This is a genomic window from Paenibacillus salivarius (assembly GCF_051307165.1).
Lineage (GTDB): Bacteria > Bacillota > Bacilli > Paenibacillales > Paenibacillaceae > Fontibacillus.
In genome coordinates, this window is record NZ_CP195592.1 from 3,902,225 (window position 1) to 3,917,737 (window position 15,513).

The window sequence follows — 15,513 nt, forward strand, 5'->3', positions numbered from 1 at the left end:
CCTTTTGAATTATTCTATCATACATTGTGCGAATACGCCCATAGAATGGTATGGAGAAGGACAGGCAAGCGAGGAAAAGGGAGGAAGGTCGGTTATGAGCACTTTTTTGACGAAAGCGGTCATGGACTTTTTTGTGGCGTTCGGAATCGTTGTGGGGGGAGCGATGGTAGGCGGGCTCGGAGCGATCGTCTCGCTGCAGCCGCCGACCCAGACGATGCTGGATATCGCGGGAAGGATTAAAATATGGGCGCTTGCCGCCGCGGTAGGCGGAACGATCGACCCGATGCGCGTCATCGAGAGCAATTTTTTTGACGGAAACCTCTCGCCCGCCATCAAGCAAATTTTATATTTGCTGTTTGCCTTTCTCGGGGCTCATATGGGTTCCGAACTGGTGAGATGGATGTGCGGAGGGAGCCGGGGATGAATGAACGAAACCTGCCGAACCGGCCTACTTTGAAGGGATTCAAGCGTTTTATGCAGTTGGCCGCCGTATTCATGCTCGGCATGATCGCAGGCAGCATCGCCTTCAATGTCGTGTACCAGACAAGCTACAACAAGCTGTGGATCGAGAACAAGGATTTGCAAATCCAGCTTTATCAAGCGGAGGAAGACAACAAGACGTTGAAAAAATATCAAAAAAGCTCCACCGTCATCAAAGAGATCAAGATCAGGGTCGAGGAACGCGATCCCCCGCTGGATTCGCTTGCGGTCAAAGAAGTGGTGCGGCAGCTTCACGAAGAACTGGAGGTGCTGCGCGGAAGAAGCATGTTCGAGATCGATACCGATGCAAAAATGGCCCGAATCCTGCTGAACAAAAAAATCTATGCCGTACGGGACAATGAGTATGCGATCCAGATCAAAACGATGCTCGTCAGCGAAGGGGTGTTGCAGGTATGGGTCGACGTCCGGCCCTATGTGCGGAGCTGATTTTTCATGATACAATGAAAAAGATCACAAACACCCAATATTTAGCGAATATAAGGAGCAGTGAACATATCTATGATTCAGGGTTTGTTATATGTCCTTTACGCCGGATTGATCTTGTCCAGCATTTGCTCGATTACCTTCAGTATCAAATCGCGCCGCTCGCTGGATGCGCGGACCCGCGGTTTGGCACAGGCTAAAATGAACATCAGCATGGGCTTCATGCTCATCATTTTGGCGGTCATCCAAATGTTCATGTTCAGCGGCTCCACGATCCGTGTCGTCATCGGCGCGCTGTTCATGGTGCTCGGCGCGTTTAATATTTTTGCCGGCATCCGCAATCACGGCATTTTCTCCCGCCAGACGCCGGACGGTAAAACGCTGCAATAGCGTCAAGCGTGGTCGATCGACTGCAACGCCATGACGGCTTTGGCAACCAGGTGGTCCTGATACGTCATGACGATCTCCAGCTTGCAGGCTCTGCGGCTCATCTCGAGCACGACCGGGGTGATCACGACCGGGTTCTCGATCTGCACCGGGCGCACGAAGTAGGTCGTCAGGTTGTCCACGACGTAATCTCCTCCGCTCGCATCCTTGGCCGCGCTCAGCCCGGCTTGGGTCATTAGCGATGTCAGCACGCCGTGGGAGATCGTACCGAGATCGGTTGCCATCTGGGGCGTGATTACCCCGTGAAAGAACAATCGGCCTTCCTCGTCCCGCTCCTCGGCGAATCCGTTCCACATCAGATGCTCGAACGTCTCGCCGAGCTGCGGCTGATTGCGCGCGTCGCGCATCGCCTGCAACACCTCCCGGCGCGTTACCGAAGAGATCAGCTTGCGGTTGCGGTCGACCACGGGCAGGAAATCGATGCCTTCCCACACCATAATCTGCGCGGCGGAAGCAAGCGAGGTCTGCAGGCCGACCGTAATCGGATGGCGCGTCAGGCATTTCTCGATGGATTGGTCCCCGCTCAAATCCTCCACGTCCTTGCGGCTTACGATGCCGATGACCCGGTTCCATTCGTCGACGACCGGAAAATGCTGATAGCCCGTTTCGATCGACAACTGGTCGAAATCCGAAATATTGCTTGTTACTTTAAGCATGTTCACTTTCGGTTTACGCACCACAATATCTTCCACAAGCATGATTTTCTTTTTGATCAGCCTGTCAAAAATCGCTCTATTGATCATGGAAGCGACCGTAAACGTATCGTGTCGGGAAGAGATTATCGGCAGCGATAGGCTGTCCGCCAGCGTTTTGACCTCGCGGCTTGTCCCGAAACCGCCGGTGATGAGCACGCCCGCGCCCTGTTCCAATGCCAGGGAATGGGCGTTTTCGCGGTTACCGACGAGAAGGAGGCTGCCTGCGTCGATGTAGCGGGCCATCGCGTCGATTTTCATCGCGCCGATGACATACTTGTGCAGCGTCTTGTCCAGTCCGTCCGCCCCGCCGAGCACATGGCCCTCGACGATCTCAACCACGTCGCCGAACGTCAGCTGATCGGAAATGCCCCGCGGCTTCTTTTCGACCCGAACCGTGCCGATCCGTTCCTTGGTAATGACCAGCCCCAGGTTTTCCGCTTCCTTTACCGCCCTATATGCTGTGCCTTCGCTCACGCCGAGACTTTTCGCCAATTTGCGGACGGAAATTTTCGTTCCGATTTTGAGACCCTCGATATGTTGAAGCAGCTGCTCGTGCTTGGTTACACTTTCCTCATGCCCTTGCAACTGTTATACCTCCCATCCGAATCTGTACTATTCTGTATCTATTATACACCTTTTGGAAGCAAAAAAAAGCGGACATTCCGTGAGCAAAGCAGTTCTCATTTCAGTACTTTCCCCCAGTTTAATGCCCTTGGATTAGGACCCGGAATTCCCCGCTAAAAATAACCGGAAAACCTCCCGCTATTTCCTGCTTAACCGAACTACGTGAGCAAATAACCGGAAAATCTCCCGTTAATTCTCTCGATCCTCGGATTTTAACGCTAAAAGGCGAAAATAACCGTAGGTTTTCCCGTTAAATTCGCCTTTTGCGCCTTTTTATATAAAATAACGGGAAGCTTTCCGGCTAATCCGGTTCCCGTTCGGAACAAATTTTGTCTCTTGTGACACCCGTCACTCCAACATTGACGGATTCGCGAAGCCGGCAAGCCGGATTCCGCGGGTCTTTTTTTATTTGTGACTAGTATCACAATCGTTGCTTCTCCCCTTGATATAATGAACGCAAATCAATCCAATTTTAATATCAGGAGGACTACATTATGAGTCAAACTTTCAAAACCACCGTAAATGCTACCGAGTACCCGCCGCAATTAAAACATAAAACGATCTTTGCAGCTTACAATGATCTGGAGTCCGGTGAAGCGATGCTGCTGGTGAACGACCATGATCCCGTGCCGTTGCGGTTTCAATTCGAAGCGATGCACCCGGGGCAATTCACTTGGGAATACATCGAACAAGGCCCGGCTACCTTTCAAGTCAAAATCGGCAAACTTTAATAGGACGGAGGCGATATCCATGGCAACCATTACGGTTGTTGATGAAAAAACGATCAAAATCGCCGTCGGTCTGGAAGACGCTTTGACGATGATCGCGGAAGCGGAGAGTAACGTAAGCACGTATGCGGAGGAAATTTTGGCCATTGCCGAAAAAATGCCGGAATTTCAATTCACGCACTTTTGCTTTTATGCCTATGATACGAACCTGTTGTTCGAAAAAATGCTCGGCATCGATCCGAAGCAATACCTGTCCTTTACGCTCGATGCGCCCGATTCCTTTTTCTATGCTTTATACGGCGGGATGAAGGCCTTGAGCGGCGCGTCCAGCCGGTACCTTGAACAAGCAAAGGAGGACGGGCGTTCGAAAGATCAGGTCGTTGAGCTCGATGTAAGGCCGCAGCTTCGTTCCGGACAGGAGCCGTTCAGCATCATTATGGAGACGTTCCAAAGTCTACGGCCCGACGAAACCTTCGTCCTGCACGCGATCATGAAGCCGGCACCGCTCATTCCGATGCTTGAATCCAAAGGTTACGAGAGCGATTGCCGACAGTTGGCCGACGACCACTGGGTCGTCACGTTCAGTCCGCGACATTAACTCTTCAACTTCGCGTAAGATACGCGGCAAAAAGCGAGCCTGAAGCAGATTATCCGGCAGGCTCGTTTTTTGTCGTTTTCGAATGCATGATATTTTCCCCTCCCAGGCACAATAGCCAAAAAGGAGGTTCGACATCATGTTGTCCAAAAATATTTCGCGTATTTGCCTTACCGTGATAATATGCTTAAGTTTAGTTCTGTCCGCCACGGCGTGCAACGCGAATAAATCAAGTAACTCCAACCAGTACAAAACCCAAAATGCAAAGACGAAGCAAAACGAAAAATCGAAGCCCAAAGCAAATTCAAAGCAAAATGAAAAATCAAAACCAAGTGCAAAATCGAAACAAAACGCAAACATGAAGCAAAAAGCAAAGAATACGGAGCATTTGTACAGCACGCCTCCCGTCTCCCGGAGCGCGTTACCGAAGCAGTTATCCGACAGGGTGTCCCATATGGACGGAGTAGACAAAGCGACGGTCTTGGTCAGTAACCAAGATATATTGGTTGGTGTAGACGCAAAAAAAGGGAAAGATCCGAAAGTCGTCGAAGAGAATGTGCGGCATCATCTCACACTGGATCAGCCGGGCTACCGGGTTCATGTTACGAGCGACAAGAAGCTTCATGCACGAATCAGGAATCTAAATACCAAAGTAAATGGAGGCCATCCAATCCAGCACTTTTCGAATGACGTAAAGGCCATTTTAAGGGATATCGGCAAAACAGTGACAGCCCCTTTTAAACGATAAATCCGCAAGATAAAAAAGAACCTGTCAAACCGTCTGTCCAGGCGGGTGTCAGGTTCTTTCGTATTTATCTTTTCGGGACGTACGCGCAGTAAGGATCGCTCTCCAGATAATCGCCGGTTACCGCATACGCCCTGGCCCGGGAACCGCCGCAAAGCTGCTTGAATTCGCAATTCCCGCATTTTCCTTTTAACAAGGACTTATCCCTGAGCTGTTTAAGTATCGGCGAGTTCCGATAGATCTCGGAAAGCGGGGCTTGTCTTACATTTCCGCAGCTTACCGGCAAAAATCCGCTCGGATACACTTCCCCGGTGTGACTGATAAAGACGAATCCGTCACCGTCGTTGACCCCTTTTGGCGAGCGGCCGAGCACGTCCTCTCGTTTCACCGTTTCCCTATCCTGGCCTCTCACCGAGGCTAGCATCTTCTGCTGCATGAACACCCTGCGGTAATGCGGAGCTTCCGTCGCCTTGATCCCGTACGGCATTTCCCGTTGCATACGGGCCAGCCACTTCATCACCTTCTCATGCTCTTCCGGCGAGATCATGTCGCGCACCATGCCTCTTCCCGTCGGCACCAGGAAAAAGACGCTCCACAACACGGCCCCCATATCCTTTACCTTATCCGCAATTTGCGGCAAATCCTCCAGGTTGTAACGGGATACGGTCGTGTTGATCTGAATCGGGATTTCAAGCTCCTGCAAATACTCGATCCCTTTCATCGTCATCTTGAACGAACCGGGTGTACCGCGAAAATGATCGTGAATATCGGCCGTGGAACCGTCCAAGCTGAATGCCCACCGGGACAAGCCGACCTCCTTCGCCTGTTTGACCGCGCCTAAGGTTACTCTCGGCGTCGCGCTCGGCGTCATGGAGACAGGCAATCCTTTATCATGGATCGCATAGCGCGCGAGCTCAAACAAGTCCGGCCGCATAAGCGGATCTCCTCCCGTAAACACAAACAACGGACGATCCATTCCGGCGATGTCGTCGATCAGCTTTTTCCCTTCCTCCAGCGTCAACTGGCGCGGATCGGGATGGTACTGCGCCTCCGCCCGGCAATGCAGGCATTTTAGCGCGCAAGCGCGCGTAACCTCCCAAATGACGATGAACGGATTCACGTTATAATCCCTTTCGGCAAACGGATTGAATTCCATCATACATGCACCCCTGTCATCTTTGTCAGCATTCGTTCGGCGGCCTGCTTTCCTTGACGTATGCAATCGGGGATACCTACGCCGTCGTAACCGCCTCCGCAAAGCTCGACCCCCGGCATCTCTTCCGCCAGCTGCTTACGCAGATATTCCAGGTTTGTCATATGCCCGACCGGGTATTGAGGCATCGACCGGGGAAGCTGCGTCAATTCGCAAAACAAAGGCTCTTCGGTGATACCCATCAGATCCCGCAGCTCGCCGGCAATGATCCGCTTCAGCTCTTCCGCCGGCATTTCGGTCCAGCTTTGATTGCCCAAACGGCCGATATAGGTCCTGAGCAATACCTTATCGTCCGGCGCGGAGTGCAGCCATTTCGAGGATGTCCAGGTACAAGCGGTCATCTGCCGCCCTTCGCTGCGGGGAATGAGAAAACCCGAGCCGTCAAGACTCCCCGGCACATCCTCCCTGCGGAAAGCAAAGGCCGCATTGGCGACCGAAACATAATGAATTTGCTCCAGATGCGCCGCACCGGGAATATGTCCAAGCAGCCCCGCGGCCGCAAACGCCGGTGTTGCGAGGATGACGAAGTCAGCTTGCAGACGCTCTCCGTGATCAAGCTGCAGCTCGTAGCCGCCGCCTACGCTCACGCTTTTTTCCAAAGCGGTCACGTCGCTGCCCGTAATCATTCTCTCCGTTTGCAGCGACTCGGATAATGCATCGGTCAGTACGCCTAGCCCTCCTTTAAAAGTGAGAAACATACTTGTACGCGCAGGGCCCGGCAAAGGAGCGGACATTGGTTTCGCGTCCGGTTTCCGCTTCTTGCTTGCCAGCAGTCCCAAAATAAGGCTGCGGTGCTCCCGCTCCATCTCCATAAATTGAGGAAACGTCGCCTGTAAACTTAGCTGCTCCGTGTCACCGGCATAAATACCGGCAAGCAGCGGTTCGGTCATATGCTCAAGCACTTCCTTGCCGAGCCGCCGCCGAATGTACCCGCCGAGGGACTCGTCTGCGGTTCCTCGTTTGGCAGGCAGCAGCAGATCCATGGCCGCCCTTGCTTTGCCCAACGGAGACAGAAGCCCCGTTTTCACCATTGGCCACATTTGCGTCGGAATGCCGAGCATCAAGCCGGGGGGCATTTTATGCAGTTTTCCTTTATGAAGAATATAATTGGTTTTCGCACCGGGGTTCGTACCCGTAAGTTGATCTTCAAGACCTAATTCTCTCGTTAAGTCGAGTACGGCGGTTTTTCGGGCGAGGAAGGAATCCGGCCCCTGTTCTATCGTAAATCCGTCCCGGTGCAATGTCTGAATTTTGCCGCCGAGCCGCTGACTCCGTTCGATGAGAGTGATTTGAACCTCCATTCCGCGTTCGCGGAATAACTTTCGAGCATAATAGGCCGCGCTTAAGCCGGAAATACCTCCGCCGATCACGGCAACGGACTTGATCACGTCATGGAACCCCCTCGGGCTTGTTATTTTCTGCAATCATATCCCGATTCGAAGCTTTATTTTATGATTGCAGTCACTTTAAATTCGTCGGGAACCCGAAACTTGCGATATTGTGTTGATGGGTTTCCATCGCCGGATGTCGGTGATATGGAAAAACCGCCTGCAAAGCATCTCTGCTTCACAGACGGTTTCCCCACCGTATCTTTTTATAGACTTTGTCCCTGCTTGCCTTCGCCGGTCCATTTGGCTTGCCATTCCCGTACCTTCTCCCGGCGGACGGCATCCAGCGCGCGTTGCTTCTCTTCATTCACGCCCAAAATGAAATGCAAATGAGCCCCGATCACCAAAAAAGCGAACGCGGCCCATACCGCACCGAATACGGATACCCAGATCTCGCCGGAATCAAAGGAAATCAGAGGCAGTGCATAGATCAGCATCGCCAAGGCCAAAATCAAATAGACCGCATGTTTGAATTTGCTCTTCTTTTTCACCGTCTTCATATCTACCGCAGCTCCTTCATCTTCAAATCTATATTTCTATTCTATGAAGGTTGTCCGGATAATATGAAGCAAGAAAGTAAAATGTTTGTTTCTACGAACACTATTATTCCTACGAGACATCATCCGTAAGTCGGATTCTCGCTAACGGTTACAGCAGCTCTTATCGTGCCATATTGGTCGGTTTTCATTCTCTAACGGATGCAGGTGCGCTTATTTGCCTGCAATTCATGGAAAATCTTTATCTTTGATGAAATAAGGCCTCTCAAAACCGTTAGATTAGCAAATCCCACGTTATGGCGCAGATAAGCGCTGTGGTAACCGTAAAACTATCAAGGGCTGCCACCATGCCGCCATGGACAGCCCTAAACATCCCTTAGTTTTGCGCTCCGTACAAATGCTGCAGGCTGTCCGTGATGATCTTGTTGACATCCTGGATAATGACGCTGAGCCGTCTCTCGGCTTCGAACAGGCGGCGAATATTCAGGTTGAGACTGAGCACCTCAAACAGTTTCTCCATCTTTTCCATTTCTTCGGGCGACGGCATATCGCCTGCCATCATCCGCTGCTGGAGGTCGTTTTGCTGGGTGCGGAAATCGTCCATCATCCGTTTGCTTTCCGGATCGGAATCCACCAACTTCATCGCTGCGTTGATTTCTTCGACTTCTTTGCTTTCTCTCAGTGCTTTAGCCAACTCATTCGCCTTATCGTAAATATTCATTCAAATGATCCTCCGCTTCCATAATTTTATTTTGTCAACAACATTAACAATGACTGGAAAAGACCGATCAACCCTCCAAGCAAGACCCCGAGCCAAGTGATCGCCCTGAACTCTTTGCCCGACAAGCTGAGGATCACTTCCTCAAGACGTTCCACCGGAAATTTTTGCACCTGTTCCTGCACCAGCTTCGGCAATTGGATGGCCCGCATGGCGACCGGAATACCCTTCGCGATCCAGTCCAGCAAGCGTTCCGTTACGCCCGGCAAAGCCTGCTCCGCCCGGGGCATCCAAGGAGCGATCAACCCCGAGACCTGCAGCTGTTCGCAGGATTCGATCCATTTCAAAAGCGGCAGCTCCTTGATTTTGCCGGACAGCCACTCCTCCGCGCCGTGGCCCGTCATCCGTTCCAGGAGCTCAGCCAATGGCTTTTCGCCAAGCATCTCAATCCGGCTCTGCACCGCCTTTTCGATCTTGGCGCGTGCCGCCTCGCCTTGCAAAGCTTGAATGAGGGCCGGGGTCAGCTTGCGGACCAGCTTATCTTCATCAACGAAGATGGCCGCCATCGTCCCCAGGAAACCGCCGGCCTTGTCTACCATGCCTGCCGCCATTTTGCTCAGCATCCGTTGTCCTTCCGCGGACAGCAGTTCCTCCTCTATTGCGGTCAAAAGCGCATTTGCGGCCATTTCGCTCCACGCCTTACGGTTTTCTTCCGTCCAGCCGGGTACGACTTCCTTCAGGCTCCGTTCTCCCCATCCTCCGTTGTTCCAAAGATACCGAATCCCCCGCTCGGCGGCCGTTGTTCCCGACTCGGCAAGCGTTTGTTTGACTTCGTCCCACCGTGATTCGCCGAAAGCGGCGCAAGCGAGCTCCCTTACCGTCATCCGGCTTTCCCCCGCCCGAACGAGAAGGCCGCGCAGGTAGCTTTCGGCCTGGCTCTTGAACGCAGGACGCAGCACAAGCTCCTGGATACCTTCCGGGGTTACGAGATAGTCCGCCACGACGTTTCCGAGCGACTCGGCGATGTCCTCTCGCCGCTTGGGAATCAATCCGGGTGTGAAGGGCACATGAAACTTTCCGATATATATCGGGTTTCTGGGATGAAACAGCATTTTGATCGCAAAATGGTTCGTGATGCCGCCAACGAAGGCGGCCACCGCCACGCTAACCAATACATAAAGCCAATCGTCCACCTTCTGTTAACCTCCTTCTTTATAGGTTAATCACCAAGAATTCCGCGCCTTCATATGATGCATTACATGCGCTATGCAGATGACCATTTTTTTATTACCAAGAGAAGATGTTCAAAAAGTCAACTTTCGATTAAGGCGTGATGAAATCCGACTTTTTGAACACGCACCAAGACATCAAAGCCCAAGCTTGGAAGGAGATCCGCTTCATGCCCTCCAAAAGATTAAAAATTCAAATCATGAGTCCGAACCTGCTGGAAAATGACTACATCGTACTCGGGGAACAACTGGTCAAACAATGGAAAATCCCCGTCCATCATCCGATGCAGCTCGTGTTCGGATCGTTACGGCAAACTGTCAGGGTCATCTCCTTGGCCAGGTTCGACGGAATCCGGATCAATGAGGAGCTTGCGGCCAAGATGGGCGTATTCTCGCGTTCCGTACTGCGGCTTACGTTTCGCCCCCATTCGACCACTTTGCAGCTCGGCCCCCTGGTAGGCGTGCTCATCAGCAAGGACCTCCCGGGGTCACCCGACCGGCCTTTCGGAGCGATCACCCTGTTCTGCAAAGAACTTGTAAATGCCTGTCAAAAGCAAGGCGTGTATGTTTATTTTTTTACTCCGGATCATATCGGGTCTGACGCGGGTAATTTGACGGCCTGGGTATACGGTGACGGTTGGAGGCAAACCCAGGTTCCGGCCGCGGACGTTTTCTACAATCGCTTAACCTCGCGCAAACTGGAGAACAAACCTAGCGTACAGCATTTCCTGAAAGAAGTAAAATCACGGTACGGAAGCCACTTTTTCAACGAAAAATTTCTCGACAAGACCGAGGTGTTCGATGCTCTCGGCCATGATGCAAAAGTTTCGAGGTACTTGCCGGAATCCCATCTCTTCCGCAATTTTCTTACACTAAAAACAATGTGCGCCAAACATCACGTCGTATTTTTGAAACCGATCAAAGGAAGTCTGGGCAAAGGGATTATCCGAATTTCCCGTGCCGAAGGAGGCTCCTATCAAACCTTGACCGCCCAGGTTGGCGGAATGCGACGCCAAATCTTTCCGGGTCTTACCAAACTGTACTCCGCCTTGTCGGGTAAGATGAAAGCCACTCGCTACCAGATCCAGCAAGGGCTGACGCTCATCGAGGTTGACCGCAGGCCCGTTGATTTCCGGGCCTTGGTGCAAAAGAACCGCACCGGCAAATGGAATGTCACCTCCATCGTGGCCAGAACGGCAGGAAGCCATCACTTCGTCTCCAATCTGGCGAGAGGAGGAACGCTGAGCACGGTCAAGGAAGCCGTCGCGAGAAGCTCGCTCCCCGCGGACGCGAAAAGCAAGGTCGCTGCCCGCCTGCATAAGGCCGCTCTCGATATCGCCGAAGGCGTGGACAGCCGGATTCCCGCTCATTTCGGCGAACTCGGCATCGATCTTGCGGTGGACGCCTCGGGGCGCGTCTGGCTGCTTGAAGTGAATTCCAAGCCGTCGAAAAACGACAATACCCCGATCGGAGGAGGAAAAATACGGCCTTCGGTCAGACAAGTGATTGAATATGCCCGATATTTGTCCGGCTTTTGAGGAGGTAACGATGATTGGCAAGCGATCTGGAGGAATTATCGGCATTTTGACTTCCGAAACCGGGGAAGCCCCGGCGTTTACGGAGGCGGGTTTTTGCCGCAAGTTATGCCTTATCGGCAGCAAACAGGGGCTGACGGTTTACGTGTTCTGTCCGTCCTCCGTACGTGCGGACCGGGAGTCCGTCCTCGGCTTCATGATTGAAAACGGAGTTTGGAAAAAAAGGTTGGTTCCGCCTCCCGACATCGTCTATGACCGGTTCTTTGCCCGTGACCATCGACAGCAGGAACGAAAACGCAGAGCTTTATCCGCGCTGTCGCAAATCCGTCCATTCGCGTATTTGGCCCGGGGACTGACAGGCAAATGGCGGGTGTATCGGGCGCTTGAAAAATTCCCTGCCATCGCCTCTTACTTGCCGGAAACATCCACTTACGACTCCCCTTCTCAATTGTCCTTCTGGCTGGACTCGCACCCGGGAGATGCCTTCTTGAAGCCCCAGAACGGCACGCACGGCAAGCATACCTTGCACGTCTCAATCCCTCGATCCAAGGATCGGGACCGCTTAAGGGTAACCGGGCGGGACGGACAAAATGAAGTGATTCGGCACCTGTTTAAGACAAGGAAGGAAGGACTTGAATGGATCGACAGGTTTACGGGTGGGCGGCCATTCCTGATTCAGCCATATCTGGATTTGAATACGACCGCCGGCGAGCCTTTCGACATCAGGGTCCTGATGCAGAAAAATGACAAAGGAGCCTGGGAGCTGACCGGAATGGCGGCGAGGGTAGGCCCGAAGCATGCGCTCACCTCGAATCTTCACGGCGGCGGAAGGGCGTACAGGGCGCTTCCTCTTCTTATTCGGGAATTCGGGGAGCATGCCGCCGGCAAGATCCATGACCTGATCCGGGAACTGTCAATGACGATTCCCTTCTCGCTGGAATCCCATTTCGGCCGGCTTGCCGAACTCGGGATCGACTTCGGTGTGGACCGAAGAGGCGGAGTATGGGTGCTGGAGGTCAACTCAAAACCCGGGCGCTCTTCCTTCTTTCGGATCGGAGAGCCTTTAAGCGCCAAGAAAGCGATTGAAAATCCGATTCTCTATGCGCGCTATTTGCTGCTGAGCAAACCTTGAATGAGGACGGAAGATTTTGTTTAGGAGGATAAATTCATGAGTTTGACTTTTTGCAACGTCCATTTCACGCAGCAGCCCCAGCGGGTCGTCTACGTGTCCGGCTCATTGATGAAAAATTTGAAGCTGTCGGGTAAAAGAACGGTCAACCTGAGATTTGGCGGAGAACGCATTCCGGCCGCGCTGAAAACAATCAACAAGACGGGGAAGCATATTTATCTTGCTTCGGGTATCCGCAGGGAGATGAAAATTCCGAAGGCCGGCGGGGTATTTCTTCGCAGCCTTGCGGATGGAGAAGTCCAAATCGGCCCCCTGATCGGCGTTCTTTCCGATGGACCGACTTCGTCCGCGACGAATCCGTTCGGCTCCAGAACCGGGTTCATCAAGCAGCTTCTCAAATCGGGAAGCAAACAATCCTACATTTTTGCCTTTACGCCTCGGGATATCCATTGGGATAACGAGACCGTCAACGGTTATTTCCTGAACGAGGCCGGACATTTCGAAAGAAAAAAAGTTCCGCTGCCGGACGTCGTATACAACCGGCTGCCAAGCCGCCGGGCGGAAACGACGTCGTCCATCACCCAGCTGCGCGAGCGTTTTATCCGGCGGAAAATCCCGTTTTTCAACTGGAGCTTCTTTAACAAATCCGATATTTACCGGATGCTTGAGAAGGATCCCGTGGTCGGGCGGTATGTTCCGGAATCGGTCATGAGCCCGACTCCGGAGCAAATCAGGGAGTTGCTCGAGCGGCATTCGCTCATATACTACAAGCCGAACAGCGGCAGTCTCGGAAACGGGATTTACCGGCTGGCCAAAATCGGCAAAAACGGGTTTTACGCCAGATACCGGAACGGGGGCAAAAACGCGCTGCTCCGCTTCGGCTCCTTCCCCGCCCTGATGCGAACCCTGCAAGCCAGGCATGGCCGTCAATTGCGGGGGTATGTAGCCCAGCAAGGCATCCGCCTGATCGAAATCGACGGCTGCCCGATCGATTTCCGGTTCCATATGCACAAGAACGGGCGGAACCAATGGGTCGTCGTCGGCATCGGAGCGAAGAAGGCCGGAAAGGGAAGCGTTACGACCCATTTGAAGAACGGCGGATCGCTGCTAACCCCCGAGCAAGCGCTGGCCCGGGCTTTCGGTGCCAGGGCGAATGAGGTGCTCGACCACGCCAAAAGCGTTGCCATTACGCTCGCGGAAGCGATCGAAATCCATCATCAGCATCTGATCGGCGAAATCGGATTTGATATCGGCATCGACAAGGATGAAAAAATATGGATGTTCGAAGCAAACGCCAAGCCGGGAAGGTCGATTTTCAAACATCCTTCGCTGCGCGCGGAAGGGAAAGCTTCGGTGGAGCATATCCTCGAGCATTGCCTTTACTTGAGCAAATTCCGGAGGAGGGAGAGCTGATGAACCAGCTTGCGGGCGATCCAAAGCCCGTCGTAGCGATTCTCACCGTCGGGGACGAACTAAAGCAGTTCCGCGGTAACCGGAAGAACTTCCGGGACATCGTGAAAACGGGCAAGGAGTTGGATTTTCCGGTCTATGTGGTCACAGCCAAGGATTTGAAGCTGTCCGCCAAAAAAATTCACGGCTTTTTGTACAGCGCGGAGGAGAAATCGTGGAAGAAACAATGGTTTCCTCCTCCAAACGTGATCTACAACCGAATCCCTTTGCGTGAAGATGAGAGGAAGCCGTCCGTTCGCCGCAAAATCGACGAATGTCTCGTTCATGAAAGCATCCTGCTGTTCAACCCGTTTTTTTTCAATAAATGGACCTTGTTCGACTGGTTGAAAAAAAACCGGGCTACCCGGGAGCTTATTCCCGCCACCAAAAGGATGCGCGCTTCCGGTCCGCTCCTTGCCATGCTGCGGCAATACGGCAATCTGTATCTGAAGCCCGAAAGCGGAAAAGCCGGAAAGGGAATCATGTCCCTTCAATATATCGAAGGAGACAGAAAGCCTTTCCTGCTTACCCTTCAGGGAGTTCGCAGCAGAAATATCGTATACAAGACCGACAATCCGCTTCTGTTATGGAAACGGATCAAGGCCGAGACCGGCAAGACGCCTTATATCATGCAAGAAGGAATAAAGCTTGCCTCCTATAAGGATCGGCATTTCGATTTGCGCGTCCTCGTGCAAAAGACGGGAAAAGGCAACTGGTCCGTCACCGGCGTCGGCGCACGGCTGGCCGGATTTAAACGCATCACGACCCATGTTCCGCAGGGCGGAAGCGTAGAGGACCCCGAAGAAATGCTCGAATCGGCGTTTAGCCCGGAAATGACCCAATTTTTGCTGGGCCGCCTCAAAACGAACGCCATTATGATCGCGAAACAGATCGAGAAGGGTTCCAAATACACGCTGGGCGAAATGTCGATGGATCTCGGCATCGACACGGAAGGGAAAATTTGGTTCTTTGAAGCCAATGCGAAGCCGATGAAATTCGATGAACCGCAGATCCGCAAAAAATCGCTCGAACGGATCTTTCAGTTCAGCCAATATCTATACAGGCAGGGCAAGCAATAGCCCTTATGGAAAGTGGTGACATTCATGAAAATTACGGCCTGGCGGCCGGAAGACGAGTCCGACTGGAATCGGCAGAAAGCGGAAATCTTAGCTTTTACGCAAAACTACGGCGGTAAAAGGATTCCTTCCGGAACTTATCGTGCGCTGATGAAACTATCGCCCCGGGATTTGCTTCTCCCGGGCTCCTCCCTTCTCTTTGCTACGCTCCGAACAGAGGACGGTCCACGGGTCGCCGGGCTTTCCTGTGTCACCGATTACGGGCGGGGCGTCAGCCTGGTGATCGTCCACCCGCTTTATCGACGCAAAGGTCTCGGTTCCGAACTGCTCGCCCGGCAGCTTTCCATACTCGGCCGGCTGGCGTTCAGTGTCCGGACCGACCATGTTCCCTGCCTGCAAATGTGCTTCCGCGCCGGGCTCCGTGCAAGTCGGCTTGTCAAAGGGGCGAACGGCCGGGCGGAATTGCAGCTGGAACGGACGGAGCAGCATTTTTTCGCCAACTCCTAGCTAAGAAGGTGATG

General features: G+C 52.9%; 17 protein-coding genes. 11 read left to right on the plus strand and 6 right to left on the minus strand.

Annotated elements, in window-relative coordinates; all coding sequences use genetic code 11:
- The first annotated feature begins 94 nt into the window (after positions 1-94).
- The 3 genes from ACSFXJ_RS18035 (at position 95) to ACSFXJ_RS18045 (ending at position 1,314) form a co-directional block, all read left to right on the plus strand.
- Entirely contained in the window at positions 95-424 is a 330-nt protein-coding gene (locus ACSFXJ_RS18035) for a YtrH family sporulation protein (protein WP_435921800.1), read from the plus strand.
- Positions 421-927, plus strand: coding sequence for a hypothetical protein (locus tag ACSFXJ_RS18040; RefSeq protein ID WP_435921801.1), 507 nt, complete (start codon positions 421-423; stop codon positions 925-927). The genes ACSFXJ_RS18035 and ACSFXJ_RS18040 overlap by 4 nt, the downstream gene beginning before the upstream one ends.
- Positions 928-999: 72 nt before the next feature.
- Positions 1,000-1,314, plus strand: a complete 315-nt coding sequence (locus ACSFXJ_RS18045; RefSeq protein WP_435921802.1) for a YtpI family protein — start codon at positions 1,000-1,002, stop codon at positions 1,312-1,314.
- A gap of 2 nt (positions 1,315-1,316) precedes the next feature.
- Here ACSFXJ_RS18045 and ACSFXJ_RS18050 read toward each other — a convergent pair whose 3' ends face one another.
- Positions 1,317-2,651 carry a DRTGG domain-containing protein gene (locus ACSFXJ_RS18050; protein WP_435921803.1) on the minus strand — a complete coding sequence of 445 codons (1,335 nt, stop codon included), beginning with the start codon at positions 2,649-2,651 and terminating at the stop codon, positions 1,317-1,319.
- A gap of 533 nt (positions 2,652-3,184) precedes the next feature.
- Here ACSFXJ_RS18050 and ACSFXJ_RS18055 point away from each other — a divergent pair.
- The 3 genes from ACSFXJ_RS18055 (at position 3,185) to ACSFXJ_RS18065 (ending at position 4,761) form a co-directional block, all read left to right on the plus strand.
- On the plus strand, positions 3,185-3,421 hold the full coding sequence (locus tag ACSFXJ_RS18055) for a DUF2249 domain-containing protein (RefSeq protein ID WP_435921804.1): 237 nt from the start codon (positions 3,185-3,187) through the stop codon (positions 3,419-3,421).
- A gap of 19 nt (positions 3,422-3,440) precedes the next feature.
- A complete protein-coding gene (locus tag ACSFXJ_RS18060) occupies positions 3,441-4,016 on the plus strand; it encodes a DUF2249 domain-containing protein (RefSeq protein ID WP_435921805.1) in 576 nt (191 codons plus the stop codon).
- A gap of 136 nt (positions 4,017-4,152) precedes the next feature.
- Complete coding sequence (locus ACSFXJ_RS18065) at positions 4,153-4,761, plus strand: YhcN/YlaJ family sporulation lipoprotein (RefSeq protein ID WP_435921806.1); 609 nt, start codon at positions 4,153-4,155, stop codon at positions 4,759-4,761.
- A gap of 64 nt (positions 4,762-4,825) precedes the next feature.
- On the opposite strand, the gene ACSFXJ_RS18070 is transcribed toward ACSFXJ_RS18065, so the two are convergent.
- The 5 genes from ACSFXJ_RS18070 to ACSFXJ_RS18090 all read right to left on the minus strand — a co-directional run bounded on the left by ACSFXJ_RS18070 (position 4,826) and on the right by ACSFXJ_RS18090 (position 9,767).
- Positions 4,826-5,917 (minus strand): TIGR04053 family radical SAM/SPASM domain-containing protein, encoded by a 1,092-nt coding sequence (locus tag ACSFXJ_RS18070; RefSeq protein WP_435921807.1) that lies wholly within the window; start codon positions 5,915-5,917, stop codon positions 4,826-4,828.
- The gene (hemG, locus tag ACSFXJ_RS18075) at positions 5,914-7,359 is read right to left on the minus strand and encodes a protoporphyrinogen oxidase (protein ID WP_435921808.1); all 1,446 of its coding nucleotides are present in this window, start codon (positions 7,357-7,359) and stop codon (positions 5,914-5,916) included. Before hemG ends, ACSFXJ_RS18070 begins: the two co-directional genes overlap by 4 nt.
- Before the next feature lie 206 nt (positions 7,360-7,565).
- Positions 7,566-7,859, minus strand: a complete 294-nt coding sequence (locus ACSFXJ_RS18080) for a hypothetical protein (protein ID WP_435921809.1) — start codon at positions 7,857-7,859, stop codon at positions 7,566-7,568.
- Positions 7,860-8,232: 373 nt separating this feature from the next.
- Positions 8,233-8,577 (minus strand): YlbF family regulator, encoded by a 345-nt coding sequence (locus tag ACSFXJ_RS18085; protein WP_435921810.1) that lies wholly within the window; start codon positions 8,575-8,577, stop codon positions 8,233-8,235.
- A 26-nt stretch (positions 8,578-8,603) separates the two neighbouring features.
- Complete coding sequence (locus ACSFXJ_RS18090; protein ID WP_435921811.1) at positions 8,604-9,767, minus strand: DUF445 family protein; 1,164 nt, start codon at positions 9,765-9,767, stop codon at positions 8,604-8,606.
- A gap of 206 nt (positions 9,768-9,973) precedes the next feature.
- On the opposite strand from ACSFXJ_RS18090, the gene ACSFXJ_RS18095 reads away from it, so the two are divergent.
- The 5 genes from ACSFXJ_RS18095 to ACSFXJ_RS18115 are packed head-to-tail and all read left to right on the plus strand — an operon-like array spanning position 9,974 to position 15,499.
- Positions 9,974-11,341 carry a YheC/YheD family protein gene (locus ACSFXJ_RS18095; protein WP_435921812.1) on the plus strand — a complete coding sequence of 456 codons (1,368 nt, stop codon included), beginning with the start codon at positions 9,974-9,976 and terminating at the stop codon, positions 11,339-11,341.
- Positions 11,342-11,351: 10 nt separating this feature from the next.
- Positions 11,352-12,470 carry a YheC/YheD family protein gene (locus tag ACSFXJ_RS18100; protein ID WP_435921813.1) on the plus strand — a complete coding sequence of 373 codons (1,119 nt, stop codon included), beginning with the start codon at positions 11,352-11,354 and terminating at the stop codon, positions 12,468-12,470.
- Positions 12,471-12,506: 36 nt separating this feature from the next.
- Complete coding sequence (locus tag ACSFXJ_RS18105) at positions 12,507-13,880, plus strand: YheC/YheD family protein (RefSeq protein WP_435921814.1); 1,374 nt, start codon at positions 12,507-12,509, stop codon at positions 13,878-13,880.
- Positions 13,880-14,995 carry a YheC/YheD family protein gene (locus ACSFXJ_RS18110; protein WP_435921815.1) on the plus strand — a complete coding sequence of 372 codons (1,116 nt, stop codon included), beginning with the start codon at positions 13,880-13,882 and terminating at the stop codon, positions 14,993-14,995. The genes ACSFXJ_RS18105 and ACSFXJ_RS18110 overlap by 1 nt, the downstream gene beginning before the upstream one ends.
- Positions 14,996-15,019: 24 nt before the next feature.
- The gene (locus ACSFXJ_RS18115; RefSeq protein WP_435921816.1) at positions 15,020-15,499 is read left to right on the plus strand and encodes a GNAT family N-acetyltransferase; all 480 of its coding nucleotides are present in this window, start codon (positions 15,020-15,022) and stop codon (positions 15,497-15,499) included.
- Positions 15,500-15,513: the final 14 nt, after the last annotated feature.

Coding starts and splice junctions, on each gene's coding strand:
- ACSFXJ_RS18035 (WP_435921800.1), top strand. CDS start 95: ATGAGCACTTTTTTGACGAAAGCGGTCATGGACTTTTTTGTGGCGTTC.
- ACSFXJ_RS18040 (WP_435921801.1), top strand. CDS start 421: ATGAATGAACGAAACCTGCCGAACCGGCCTACTTTGAAGGGATTCAAG.
- ACSFXJ_RS18045 (WP_435921802.1), top strand. CDS start 1,000: ATGATTCAGGGTTTGTTATATGTCCTTTACGCCGGATTGATCTTGTCC.
- ACSFXJ_RS18055 (WP_435921804.1), top strand. CDS start 3,185: ATGAGTCAAACTTTCAAAACCACCGTAAATGCTACCGAGTACCCGCCG.
- ACSFXJ_RS18060 (WP_435921805.1), top strand. CDS start 3,441: ATGGCAACCATTACGGTTGTTGATGAAAAAACGATCAAAATCGCCGTC.
- ACSFXJ_RS18065 (WP_435921806.1), top strand. CDS start 4,153: ATGTTGTCCAAAAATATTTCGCGTATTTGCCTTACCGTGATAATATGC.
- ACSFXJ_RS18070 (WP_435921807.1), bottom strand. CDS start 5,917: ATGATGGAATTCAATCCGTTTGCCGAAAGGGATTATAACGTGAATCCG.
- ACSFXJ_RS18080 (WP_435921809.1), bottom strand. CDS start 7,859: ATGAAGACGGTGAAAAAGAAGAGCAAATTCAAACATGCGGTCTATTTG.
- ACSFXJ_RS18085 (WP_435921810.1), bottom strand. CDS start 8,577: ATGAATATTTACGATAAGGCGAATGAGTTGGCTAAAGCACTGAGAGAA.
- ACSFXJ_RS18095 (WP_435921812.1), top strand. CDS start 9,974: ATGCCCTCCAAAAGATTAAAAATTCAAATCATGAGTCCGAACCTGCTG.
- ACSFXJ_RS18100 (WP_435921813.1), top strand. CDS start 11,352: ATGATTGGCAAGCGATCTGGAGGAATTATCGGCATTTTGACTTCCGAA.
- ACSFXJ_RS18105 (WP_435921814.1), top strand. CDS start 12,507: ATGAGTTTGACTTTTTGCAACGTCCATTTCACGCAGCAGCCCCAGCGG.
- ACSFXJ_RS18110 (WP_435921815.1), top strand. CDS start 13,880: ATGAACCAGCTTGCGGGCGATCCAAAGCCCGTCGTAGCGATTCTCACC.
- ACSFXJ_RS18115 (WP_435921816.1), top strand. CDS start 15,020: ATGAAAATTACGGCCTGGCGGCCGGAAGACGAGTCCGACTGGAATCGG.